Origin of the sequence: uncultured Shewanella sp. (assembly GCF_947501665.1) — a bacterium.
Classification (GTDB): Bacteria; Pseudomonadota; Gammaproteobacteria; order Enterobacterales; family Shewanellaceae; genus Shewanella.
Window position 1 is genome coordinate 174,444 of record NZ_CANMWS010000006.1, and the last position, 12,064, is coordinate 186,507.

The window sequence follows — 12,064 nt, forward strand, 5'->3', positions numbered from 1 at the left end:
CAAAATTAACTTTATTTAATAAAGTTAACATGCCGGTTCTCACTCTCAGGTTATAAGGTCCTACTCCTATGAACTCTCCCTTTTCACTGTTAATGTTAAGCCTTATGCTTCCAGTTACTGGTATGGCTGCAGGATTTGGAGCCGGAGCAGGAATTGGACTCGGTGCTGGCGCAGGGATTGGGATCGGTTTAGGAGCAGGGGTTGGAGTTGGAATAGGCACAGTATCCGCTTGTGCTTCAGTTGCAGGAGCGGGTTCTGGAGCAATATCTGGTGCCATAGCCGGTGCATTAGCTGCAGCAGGAGCTTTTGCCCCAATACAAGATCCAATCAGTCGAGCCAGTGCGGGGGATTTTGCTGCCAATATGAGCGCAGCATTTGACGGCAGTATTGATTATTCAGCCGATATTTCCATTTCAACATCTATTCTACCTTCAATTTCCATTTGCACTTCAACCGCATCGGCCTACTCTGTGGCCACCTCTGCCGCCTCAACTTCAGCCATCGTGACTGCCAGTGCTTTAGCTATTCACAGACCGGGCCAAAAAGCGGATGGTAACATCGATAGTGTTTATCAATTTAATTATGATAATCAGGGTAATATCATTCAAGCCAGCGCTGATTATGACTCTCATGGAGAAGCTGATGCAATTACAACTTATACCTACAATAATAACAATCAACGACTCAGTGAAAGTCGAGATATCAATGCTTGCGGCGCTCAAGAAGCCTTATATCGCTATACTTATAATGATAATGGATTATTAATAACAGCCAGTTTAGACAATGATGCAGATGGTATTGATGACATCACCTATCAATATGGCTATGATAAAAAAGATAATTTAATATCCTTAACACAATTTACGGGTGCAAGTAATACCCCTGAAAACAGTTACAGCTATACCTATGATGACAAAGGCAACCGACTGAGTGCTAGCTTAATAAAAAGCAGTAATAGCGATATTTCAAGTGTCGAAACTTATACCTATGATCAAAATAATAACTTACTCAGCGCATCATTAGATAATGACAATGATGGCACCAATGAACGTATTTATCGTTATCGTTATAACGAAAATAATCAAAGAATTAGCAGCAGTATTGAAAAAATACAAGCGAATAAACTGAATACGACAATCAATGCCACTTATTCATTTGTATATGATGTCAATAATAAACTTATTAGTGCTAACCTCACCACCAGCGTAAGCTCAAGCAATAATCAGAACAGAGTCAATACACCTAGCCAAATTTGGGCTTTTGAATATGATAGCAATAACAATTTACTCTCTGCCAGCCTAAAAAGTACAGTCGCGAATAATACTCTGACGCTATACACTTTTACCTATGATAATAATAACAACCCACTCAGCTTAACAATAAGCCAAGGCACTAAAATTATTAGCCTTTATCAATATACTTACAATGCAAACAATCAGCTGTTCACGGCCAGTGTTGATTATCAATGATCAATCGGCTCAAGGTTTTGAGTCATGCTCAATGGCTAATATCGCTAAATCTTAACTTCTTGCTTTAAAAATGCAATAAATGAGTTAACACGATTCGATAGTTCTCTATTTCTGTAATAAACAATATTAATAGGTTGCTCGACTTTGACGGTGATAGCTGTAAACAATTGCACCAACCGCCCAGCCTGCAAATCTTTGCGTGTCATAAAATCGGATAAACACACGATACCTACTCCACTTAACGCCAGTTGTCTGAGTGTTTCACCGCTATCTGATGTGATATTGGCTTGAATATGCAATAATTGATTTGACGCATCATAAACAGGCCAATCATTTAATTTCTCTAAAGCACTAAAGCCCAATAATTGATGACGCGCTAAATCATCAATACTTTGTGGTGTTCCGTATTGCTTTAAATAATCGGGACTCGCCATAATACGAATAGGGCTTAACCCTAACGGCGTGGCATTTAAGCTCGAATCTTTTAACTCGCCAATACGCACAGCAACATCGGTACGTTGCTCTAATAGATCAATTAAATTGTCATTATTCACTAACTCAATTTCAACCTGAGGATAGGCATGACTGTATTTACCAATTAACGGGGCAATCACATGCAACATAAAAGGGCTCGCAGCATCAATGCGCAATTTCCCCGAGGGGATCCCCTTTCGCTGTACCAGCATCTCTTCAGCGGCTTCAAGATCGTATAAAATATCACGCACTCTCGATAAATATTTTTCCCCTTCTAACGTGAGCTCCAATCGCCTTGTATTGCGCCTAAATAGAGCTGTATTTAGCTTTTTTTCTAATCGTGACAGTGCACGACTCGCCGCAGACACTGTGATATTTAAGTGTTCAGAGGCCTGACTAATGGTGCCTGTATCCACAATACTCATGAAAGTATAGAGTTCGCTTATTGTGACTTTCATTATTACCCCTTTCACTGCTTACCTTTCATTCTTATTTCTCAAACCATTATTGACTTTTATTCAAATATATTTTGAAATTTAGTGACTTTTTGTCAATCTTAGCTTTATTTATAATCCTGTCAAATCGGTAAGCACATTCAATATATAACGTACTGGAGCAGGAAAATGCATCTTCCACCATTTGGTTTAGGCACCTTTAGATTACAAGGCGACACCGTCATACAATCAGTCACACAGGCATTGGAGTTAGGTTATCGCGCTATTGATACGGCGCAAGCTTATGATAATGAAAAAGAGATTGGCATTGCGATAAAAAACAGCCATATTCCCGCAAACGATCTTCATTTAACCACGAAAATTTGGGTCGACAACTTATCCAGAGACAAACTCATACCAAGCTTAAAAAATAGCTTAAAGAACTTAAAAGTCGATGCCGTTGATTTAACGTTAATTCATTGGCCAGCGCCCCAAAATCCTATTCAAATTGAAGAATATATGTCGGCATTACTTGAGGCAAAAAAAGCAGGCCTCACACGAAAAATTGGCGTCTCTAATTTTAATATCGATTTATTAAAACAAGCCATCGCTATTGTTGGCGCAGATAACATCGAAACCAATCAAATAGAGCTCAGCCCTTATTTGCAAAACCGCCAATTAGTCTCCTTTATGCAAAGCCAAGGCATTAACGTCACTTCTTACATGACTCTCGCGTATGGAAAAGTATTACAAGACTCGATTATTCAAGATATCGCGAAAAAGCGACAAGACACACCTGCGCAAGTCGCTTTAGCTTGGGCATTAGCAAAAGGCTATGGTGTGATCCCCTCTTCAACCAAAAAAGCAAACTTAGCCAGTAATTTAAAAGCGCAATACATACTTTTAAGCGCAGAAGAGATGTTACGCATTGATCAATTAGAAGCTAATAGTCGTGAAATTAACCCTGAAACCCTTGCGCCTCGTTGGGATCAATAAGCTGTAAAAGGTGATTTATGATGAAAAAAATACTCATTTTAAATGGGGGCAAAAATTTTGCCCATTCAAAAGGCGAGCTTAATCAGGTCCTCACCCATTTTGCAGAGCAGTATTTGCTCAGCTTAAAACATGAAGTCAACGTCACTCATATTGATCAAAGTTACGATATCGAGTCTGAAATAGATAAATGGCTATGGGCCGATATCATTATTCAACAAACCCCCGCTTGGTGGATGGGCGTACCATGGACAGTCAAAAAATACATTGATAACGTATTCACCTTAGGCCATGGTCGACTCTATCAGAGTGATGGACGCTCACGCCATGATGCACAAAGCCAATACGGCTCAGGCGGCTTGCTACAAGGTAAACAATATATGTTGTCCGTCACTTGGAACGCACCAAAAGAAGCCTTTACCGACACAAATCAGTTTTTTGAAGGTGCAGGCGTTGATGGGGTGTATTTAGCAATGCATAAAGCACATCAATTTTTAGGCATGACGCCACTTAGCACTTTCATGAGCAACGACGTAATTAAAAACCCTCAAATAGAGCACGATCTCACTCGTTATCAAGCGCATTTAAAACAATTATTTAATACTGATGATTAAGTTTTTTGCCGTTCAAAGGCACTCAGGATGTGTCATTAAAAACACAACAATGAATATTTAACAGCAATATTATTCAAAGCGAGCCTTTCCAGTTAACCCACTCTTTATTTAATGACCAAAAGAGTGGAACTAAGGGGTTGATTCGTTAACCTGAGTAAGATGAATTAAATTATCATTGGAGCCATCACATCGACGTATTGGAAGTTTGGAAACTTAGGCACTTGCTCACCTTTCACCATGGACACGATTGCCCCAACAACCATAGAAGCTGAAATGGATGATGAAATCGCAAGTTGCGAGTCATATTCCACCTGACTTTGATAATACCTGCTCGCGCTGTTCACTAAATAGTCTTTAATAACACCTGAATGCAGTAAGTGTAATAAAATTGCCTCTTTAATGGCCGTATGTTCTTCGACTTGATAGTGCTCCAACCAACCGGGGGTTGTTTTATCTAAAATAGTCATTCCAGAGCCAAACCCAAGATTAATCGGGAAGATTTCAGTTTTTCCATGCTGCTCACAAATTTTATGCACCAAGGGAAATTCCGGTGCATCAAAGTCTATCGTATTTACAACGACATCATGGGTTGGGATCAACTCATTTAACTCATCCCCTATAAGATACATGGGAATAATATTCACATTGGCCGTACTGTCTATATTCGCCAGTCTTTTCCCTATCGCTTGTGCCTTACTTATTCCCAAGTCTTTAGCCGTAAAGTTTTGACGATTTAAATTACTCGCCTCAATCGTATCCCCATCAGCAATGGTGATATTACGAATACCAGTTCGAAGCGCCAGTTCAGCAACCACACCGCCAATTCCGCACCCCACAATAAGAATATTAATATCGGCCAGTTTTTGCTGCTCTAAATCCGATATAAACAACCAATTACGTGAATAATCCATGACTATGCTCTCTCTATTGTATTACGGGCTTGCTCGGCTTCTATGGCATGCAGATCAGTCATAGGCTGATTTTTATAAGCAGGGCCTGAATTAAATTTAAGTAAGAGTCGATACAAAGAAACTTGAGCCCAAGTTTTAAAAGCCACCCAAAAATTAAACACTCCTACCTGAAGGATATCTTCTCCTTTCTCTGTATCTATCCAGGTGAGTACAAAACTATTCACTGCGTGACTCGTGGCTCTAGGAAGCTTATGAAAGTTTTTTTCAAAACCCATTTCATCCGTATCTGAAGACAGCACAAATCGCTTTTCATCAAATATGACCGATTCTGGATTGTGAAAATATTTCTTCACATAACCATTCACGAGAGCATGGGCAACCTTAGTATAAACACGTAAAGGAGGCTTGATTTGATTGGCCTCCTGAGTTGGCCAACCTTTTACCGTAAAACGGCTAAAATTCTCAATAATACGGGGAGTCGCTGAAATATTTGTCGTGTAAGCACGGCGATATTTACGAAAAATAATTTTTGCTAATCCCGCTGTCGCAAGTGCAATTAAATTGGTACCGTTATTTTCAGCAATCACCACTAAGCCTGCATGAATCACTGTCAGTTTATCTTGCTTGATAATCGGGCTGATCAGAAAACCAATCGGCACATCATTGTCTTTATAAAGAATGCCCACCACCATGCTGCTAAACTTAGTGCGGATCTGCTCTACATTATCATCGGCTTGCAATAATTTATGTTCAACAGAATTTTTAGCCTGATCATTAACACGCAATAATTCCTGATGAATTTGCTTCAAACTCATATCATCAAGGTAGCACCCTGGATTAAAATAATGACGTGTTGTTGTTGGTCCAAATCTGTCGATGTACGTATGTTTCATTGCCGTTTCTCCTGAACGTTCGGCGTTATATCCATCTGATAAAAAATACTTTTTTATTTATTCACACATGTTAACTCGCGATTTTAATACGCCCATAAGCGATTAAGAAGCCAATAGGAATAAGTGCCTCTGGTAACAATCGCCTTGATAATACCGCCCCATCTTTTCGAATTTATGACTCATCAGTGAGCTAAAGTTGACAGTAAAATGTCAGATGAATAATCAATCCGTTAGATAAAAAAATTGAATAACACTGCCACTTTTCTAACAAGCTATTGAACGATAAACTCGCCTGAACGAGTAATGATGAAACAATATATTAAACCTTGTTACAAAATGTAAACACTTGTATTGTGAGTTGTGATTCAGATCAAAAAACACCCACTCAAACTAACCTGAACTCGAAATAAATAGACACAATATCTCTTAGCGAAGCGCTAAAAGTGATCGCAGGTAAGGTTTCAGTAATAGGCAAGAAGCGATAGCGAAGAAAAAGTGATGAATGGAATGAAATAGACAAAAATACTAGTGAAAGCGTCACCACTGAAAAGTGCTAAACAAGACAAATCGAGACACGGTCTCAATTGGAACTTGAACACTAAAACATCCCCTCTTACTCCTCCTTCCTCCTAATATTAAGAGTAAGAGTAAGAAGGGGAACGCAGCATTAGCCTTTCATTCCAACATTTTCACCTTTTTTAGCAGCTGACTGCAGCACCATATGAATATATAACACAACCCCAATGGCAAGCAGATTCACGCCAATTGCCCATGGCTGCTCTAGTTGGAAAAAACTGAAATTAAACACGCTTCCTATCAGTGCGACAAATTGAACCCCGTCTACACTGGAAATCCAAATATTCATAAAAACGCCATTGGACAATTGAAAACCTAAAACAGGTGACATAAAAATAGGCACCTGCGCCAGCCAAAACAGTAAATTAGCCTTGAGCGCACCCACAGTCGTTTTTTCAAATAATTTAACCGCAACGATGATACCTGCAGCATAAAGCATTAAAAATGTAATATAAATGATATAGCCAAAGGCACCACTGAGATTAGTGAGATTAGCTACAATGTTCGTTATGCCTAAAAACGCGCCGCCAATCGTCGAAACAGATAAAAATCGAACCATCCATTGATTGAGTTCGACGACCTCATTATTTTCGCTATCACATTCCTCTCTTGAGGCTGCCACATCATGAGAACTATCTTTTAATGCGGATTCTTTGGCTTGAATAACCTGACACAGTGCTTGATACCTATCAGGAAAAGCGGCTTTATCAATATCCATTTTTACTTGATACAGCTCATCCAATGAGCATTCACCATAATCTATCATTTTAACTCTACAGCTTGATTACAAAAAAAAGCTATATTACAGCAAGTTAATTATAAATAAAGAATATATAATAACATTTTCCTATCGCAACCAATCTCGAGCCTTAGGTATTCATCAAGGTAATCCACCCTATTAACTCATAGAGCGGCATTTATTATCAAGGCCATTTTGGCCCTTATCGTTGAGTTAAAATTGGTTTTTACGGCGCTCAAGAGTATGACTGAATGCCAAAGTAGCATTAGATACTTTCATTATTATGGTAAAACGAGGAGGAAATGGGGAAGTTATGCTGTATCAGCTAATCTATTTAGTTTATGTAGTAAGGAGTATAAATTAACATCTAACCATACAATTGCCGGTAGCAAATGGTTATCATTATATTCTCCATATTCCCATTTCGATTCTATTAAAACAGATTGGCTGAAATTATTAATTTTTTCATGGATTCCTTTAGGCTCAATTTCATGTGCCATAGAGTTTCTTAGAGAATTTAGCTTCTTTATATAAATCCATACACTATCAGGTAACTTACCTCTATTTAAAAACCAGCACATATTTAATTTTGCACTAAATTTCATATTGTTAGGATTTATTTCGAGTGGATTATCATGCTTTAAACCAACTTTTAGCAATTCAGATAGTAACTCCTCTATTAATAGGTGTCCTTTTAATAAAGTTAAATCAGCATTAAGATTAAATGGAAGAATATCCATAAGTCTTTCTAACCTTTCTTTTTCTACCTGTTTATCCATGACTGTCCTTGTGAAAATCAATTAATAGGGTTAAAAGCCTGCTTAATATTATGACATTAAGATACACTCCCAACTCATTGTTGTAAAATCGTTAATTGCTAAAGTAAGTATCTGATAAGCATGAGACAGTACAGGAAAAACAGGTGGGTTTATAACGGGTTCTATACCAGTGATAAGGCTCCATTATCAATGGACTTTTCAACTTATAAATAGACAGATGTGAGTTAAGAGGACTTGAAAATAAATTAGGTTTGATTAGATAAAGTACGATAATCCCAAAAGTAACAGGTGTATATCAGTCTGTCCGATTGCTTTTTTATTCTGAGGAAAACTGCACATTAGCCTCTTCCTCGTATTTAATACAAGTCTTCCCCCAATCTGTCTCACGCCAAAAGTAATGGTGAAGTTCTTCTAGATTTTCAGGGTCGTTGGTTATAACCTTACACCTTTTATCTGCAGGTTCCCTTTTAGGAACTTCAGATTTGAAAACATCACCATATGCCATATTTTGCAGGCACACTTGAAAATCACCAAAATACAGCTGTGAGTCATCGGTTAGCTGTATTAACCTCTCCAATACATAAGATCTATTTTCCAAAAACTGGATGGCTAGTAGGTCATGATGGATAGATTGAAGTGAAAACCTAAAAACACGAAATAACATTAGATTTACTATTTCGTGGGACTCAATTTTACATATTACAAGCATAAGAGCCTGACCAAACTTTCTCATAAGCTCTAGGTATTCGAGGTGGTCGATTTCCGACTTCATCTCGATATTCGAATACTTTTTACCCATGCAATATGAGTTGATATCGAAAATAATAGACTTTGATTGCTCCATGAGGCCACCGACTTCTTTGAATAACTCGATTCTAGTTTGCCTCTTTTGCCCCTCTATTTGGACATCGAGTGTATTCACATGTTGTATTGCGATTTGCTTAAAGGCAAACCTCACACTAAAAAAAGCCACCATAGCTGCGATGACTGGCCCTGAAAAGTCTTTGACTACCTCATAGCAACTTACATCTGACATCCATAAGCAACTTTTAGCAATTGATTCAATGGATTGCACTAAAGCTCCTTTTATTCATAACTGTTTAACATTATCAAGCAACGATACTCTTCCAATGGAACACTGTAAACAAGGTGTTGATAAAATAAAAAATAGGGGTGAACAACTGAAAAAATAATGTGTTTTGATTGATGAACGCTAACATCCCTACCAGTAATAAGGCACCTTATCGCTGCTTTCAATTTCTAAAATTCCCTTATCAACTTTGCGACCCCCCCCTCACTTTCTATCATTTCTGAAAATAATCCTTGAATTAGCAATGTGTTAACTGTAAATCTATCCCCTTTTTCATTAACAAAGGATTGTGATGAGTTGTAACTGCTATTTTTGTAATTCAAAGCAAAGGGCTAAACCACAGCCTGCTCCAAAGAGAAGATATTAAGACAACAAAAACAACGGGCAATGGAGGCAGAGGAGTACAGTAAGTATGACCCTGAAAATGAAGCCAGACATGCCGCTCATAGAGAAAGGATATTAGCGAAAAGGAAGGCTGCGGAAGCAGAAAAAGTAGCGGCTGCGTTGTCTGCTGCGAGTTTAGCAGCGGCCAGCTCAGCAGTGGCAGCGAGTGAAGATAATGATGATCAGAAAAATGATATTGATGATGTTTACTTGATATTTTCTGATAAGAAAATGGATATTGAAGCATTTGCAAGTGAAGCTTATCTTTCTACAGATACAGAAGTCATTGAACATGTAAAAAATACCAATTCTCATTTAAAGCAAAGTTTTGGTCAAATTCTTGAAGGAATGCCTTTAGTGGTTTCACCTTGGCAATCGCCCCATGAAGATGAAGCATGGGCCATTGAACAAGCCGACGAATTAATGACTGAATATTTAGAAATGAATTCAGAGCAACGAAGCTGGTTTGCAGAGCATCACGAATCTACCACTAATGTTTTGTTAATGACTGCCACATCGGGATTAGATATCAATGAAGGATCAAGTGAAAACAATCAGTTAACAGAAATTGATATCAATCATATTATTGCTGGAACAGGAGCTGTGATTGCTGGAGCGCAAGTTCAGGGAGATAAGATAGCGAAACAGTTAAAAAGCTTTGCAGGCTACTCTAATTATATTTCTGAGCAAACAAAAGGATTATCAGGACAAGCACTGTATTCTAATCCTGCCTATAAAGAATGGCGCTCTAGAGCAAGAAGTTTTCAGTCTGAAATGAACGGGATCTTGTCTGAAGTGGGTAAGCCCGGATACGTTAAAAATATCCAGACAAAAAATATTAATCGTTATTTAAATGTAGATAAGCGACAACTATATAAAGCTAAGAATTTTTCCAAAGCGATAGCAGGTATTGATATGACAGCGCTGTACAAACAAGCAATGTCTTTTAGTAAAATGTTAGGAAAAGCAAATTGGCTTGTGATTGGATTAGGGGTGTATGGTAATGGTCAAGATATTTATCAAACATGCAGTATTAATGGGGTAATGACTGAAGCTTGCGCTCGTTCAAGTGTAAGGAATGTTTCATCTACAGCGATGAATATCGGAGGTGGTATTTTAATTGGTCTTGGTTTAGGAGCTGTACCTTTAACTGGAGGTCTTTCTATTGCTCTTGTAGGTGCAGGGGCTTTAGCTTGGGGGGTTGAAGGTGGAGAACAATCAAACAAGTTTGGAAGCTGGCTTGAAGGTGAGATATTTGATTAATATGGAATCTATTAAGGTTATATCGGGTTTTTCCGCCATTATAGGAACTTTTATTTTTATAATATTAATGACTACATTAACCATAAAATTACGTAAAGAAAAATGGAAAATGGTTCATGATATATCTGAGTCTGCTCCTGAAAAATTTCGTAAACGAGCAAGGTTTATGATGGAAAGCAATATGTCGTGGATTGCAGGAAGTGCTGCTGGATATTCTTGGCTTACATACCCAATGCTACGGTTTTTGTGGCGTATAAAAAAATCTGACCTATCTCTATGGCGTTCGCATATTCAGAGGATTTTTGGTGTTAACTATAGCCTCTATTTAATGTTCATTATTTTTTTTAATATTGGGACGCTAGGTATGGTTATTTTTATCGGCATTAGTTTTCTTCACGACTAAACACAAACTGATTGTGAAGTGAAATAAAGACGGCTCCCCTACCAGTGATAAACCCGATTTATCCCTGGTACAAAGCATGCAACCTTATGCTATCAAGACCAATTACAATCACTTCTAATCAATAACCTTGATAGCTTCAATTACCTCAAATCGAAACAACAAGCTGTTTTTTTGCTCTTAACATCAGGTGTGAATATAAAAATAACCATCGGAGGCAGGGATGCCTTCGTTGAGCCTATAGGGCCAAAAATGTTCCCAACATTTTAAGGCATTCCCTGCTATCCATGCAGGTCAGATATTCACGGCGCGTTATTTTTATATTTACACAAAAGCCCGCTGCAAGCGATAGATAGTCATTAAAGTTAAACTCGCACACACTATCCCAATACCTATATGAGTCAACCGCTTATTTCCCTTAAATTAAGCGCAGCTTAATTCACCAAAATGTCGCCAACCTTCATTCAAAGGCGGCCTATTTTTTGAAATATATACAATCATGTCTGATCACAAGTGAACACCCTAATCGAAGCAACAAGCTGTTTTTTCTTTGCATTGAAAATCAGGTGTGAACAGATCTATGACCTTCGATTTCAGGGATGAAATCGTAGAGCGCCCAAGGATGGGTTTACAGCGTGTCATAGACATGTTTATACATCAGCCCGCTGCAAGCGATAGATAACTATGAAGGTTAAAATCCAACTAAATCAACACTGTAAATGTCAACAATCTAGAATCAAAGCATGCTACCTTGTGCTATCAAGGTAATATTAGTCGGGTTTAAACACTCCAATCACATCACCGGTAGCTTTTTTCTCGACTTTTTCATCCGTTTGCTGCTCTCGGTAATCACATTCGATGCACTCTACGGTTTCCACCCCATTTTCTTTAAATAAAACAATGCTCTCTTTAGCTTTACATTTCGGGCATTTAGCACCGGCAACAAACCGTTTTTTAATTTTGGTATTCACGCTATACCTGACTGGGTCATGTTCAATAACGTCTATTTTGCCACAAAACCTAACAGAATATGCACTATTTATGC

12 protein-coding genes are annotated in these 12,064 nt (G+C 38.2%); 5 read left to right on the plus strand and 7 right to left on the minus strand.

What is annotated here, in order from left to right:
- Positions 1–68 precede the first annotated feature (68 nt).
- Positions 69–1,469 (plus strand): hypothetical protein, encoded by a 1,401-nt coding sequence (locus Q0976_RS06175; RefSeq protein WP_299492109.1) that lies wholly within the window; start codon positions 69–71, stop codon positions 1,467–1,469.
- Positions 1,470–1,513: 44 nt separating this feature from the next.
- Here Q0976_RS06175 and Q0976_RS06180 read toward each other — a convergent pair whose 3' ends face one another.
- Complete coding sequence (locus Q0976_RS06180) at positions 1,514–2,401, minus strand: LysR family transcriptional regulator (RefSeq protein WP_299492111.1); 888 nt, start codon at positions 2,399–2,401, stop codon at positions 1,514–1,516.
- Between the two features lie 165 nt (positions 2,402–2,566).
- On the opposite strand from Q0976_RS06180, the gene dkgB reads away from it, so the two are divergent.
- A complete protein-coding gene (gene dkgB / locus Q0976_RS06185; RefSeq protein ID WP_299492113.1) occupies positions 2,567–3,373 on the plus strand; it encodes a 2,5-didehydrogluconate reductase DkgB in 807 nt (268 codons plus the stop codon).
- 17 nt (positions 3,374–3,390) lie between these two features.
- Entirely contained in the window at positions 3,391–3,984 is a 594-nt protein-coding gene (locus Q0976_RS06190; protein ID WP_366525071.1) for an NAD(P)H-dependent oxidoreductase, read from the plus strand.
- Between the two features lie 164 nt (positions 3,985–4,148).
- Here Q0976_RS06190 and Q0976_RS06195 read toward each other — a convergent pair whose 3' ends face one another.
- The 5 genes from Q0976_RS06195 to Q0976_RS06215 form a co-directional block, all read right to left on the minus strand.
- A complete protein-coding gene (locus tag Q0976_RS06195) occupies positions 4,149–4,895 on the minus strand; it encodes a ThiF family adenylyltransferase (RefSeq protein WP_299492115.1) in 747 nt (248 codons plus the stop codon).
- Positions 4,896–4,897: 2 nt separating this feature from the next.
- On the minus strand, positions 4,898–5,788 hold the full coding sequence (locus tag Q0976_RS06200) for a hypothetical protein (RefSeq protein ID WP_299492117.1): 891 nt from the start codon (positions 5,786–5,788) through the stop codon (positions 4,898–4,900).
- A 667-nt stretch (positions 5,789–6,455) separates the two neighbouring features.
- Entirely contained in the window at positions 6,456–7,130 is a 675-nt protein-coding gene (locus Q0976_RS06205) for a hypothetical protein (protein WP_299492119.1), read from the minus strand.
- A 284-nt stretch (positions 7,131–7,414) separates the two neighbouring features.
- Positions 7,415–7,882, minus strand: coding sequence for a hypothetical protein (locus tag Q0976_RS06210; RefSeq protein WP_299492121.1), 468 nt, complete (start codon positions 7,880–7,882; stop codon positions 7,415–7,417).
- Between the two features lie 316 nt (positions 7,883–8,198).
- Complete coding sequence (locus Q0976_RS06215) at positions 8,199–8,957, minus strand: hypothetical protein (RefSeq protein ID WP_299492122.1); 759 nt, start codon at positions 8,955–8,957, stop codon at positions 8,199–8,201.
- A gap of 402 nt (positions 8,958–9,359) precedes the next feature.
- Between Q0976_RS06215 and Q0976_RS06220 the strand changes: the two genes are divergently transcribed.
- Positions 9,360–10,619 carry a hypothetical protein gene (locus Q0976_RS06220; protein WP_299492124.1) on the plus strand — a complete coding sequence of 420 codons (1,260 nt, stop codon included), beginning with the start codon at positions 9,360–9,362 and terminating at the stop codon, positions 10,617–10,619.
- Positions 10,612–11,022 carry a hypothetical protein gene (locus tag Q0976_RS06225; RefSeq protein ID WP_299492125.1) on the plus strand — a complete coding sequence of 137 codons (411 nt, stop codon included), beginning with the start codon at positions 10,612–10,614 and terminating at the stop codon, positions 11,020–11,022. The genes Q0976_RS06220 and Q0976_RS06225 overlap by 8 nt, the downstream gene beginning before the upstream one ends.
- A 767-nt stretch (positions 11,023–11,789) precedes the next feature.
- On the opposite strand, the gene Q0976_RS06230 is transcribed toward Q0976_RS06225, so the two are convergent.
- Positions 11,790–11,990: a YheV family putative zinc ribbon protein gene (locus Q0976_RS06230; protein WP_299492127.1), complete on the minus strand. Its 201-nt coding sequence runs from the start codon at positions 11,988–11,990 to the stop codon at positions 11,790–11,792.
- Positions 11,991–12,064 lie beyond the last annotated feature (74 nt).

Coding starts and splice junctions, on each gene's coding strand:
- Q0976_RS06175 (WP_299492109.1), top strand. CDS start 69: ATGAACTCTCCCTTTTCACTGTTAATGTTAAGCCTTATGCTTCCAGTT.
- Q0976_RS06180 (WP_299492111.1), bottom strand. CDS start 2,401: ATGAAAGTCACAATAAGCGAACTCTATACTTTCATGAGTATTGTGGAT.
- dkgB (WP_299492113.1), top strand. CDS start 2,567: ATGCATCTTCCACCATTTGGTTTAGGCACCTTTAGATTACAAGGCGAC.
- Q0976_RS06190 (WP_366525071.1), top strand. CDS start 3,391: ATGATGAAAAAAATACTCATTTTAAATGGGGGCAAAAATTTTGCCCAT.
- Q0976_RS06195 (WP_299492115.1), bottom strand. CDS start 4,895: ATGGATTATTCACGTAATTGGTTGTTTATATCGGATTTAGAGCAGCAA.
- Q0976_RS06200 (WP_299492117.1), bottom strand. CDS start 5,788: ATGAAACATACGTACATCGACAGATTTGGACCAACAACAACACGTCAT.
- Q0976_RS06205 (WP_299492119.1), bottom strand. CDS start 7,130: ATGATAGATTATGGTGAATGCTCATTGGATGAGCTGTATCAAGTAAAA.
- Q0976_RS06210 (WP_299492121.1), bottom strand. CDS start 7,882: ATGGATAAACAGGTAGAAAAAGAAAGGTTAGAAAGACTTATGGATATT.
- Q0976_RS06220 (WP_299492124.1), top strand. CDS start 9,360: ATGGAGGCAGAGGAGTACAGTAAGTATGACCCTGAAAATGAAGCCAGA.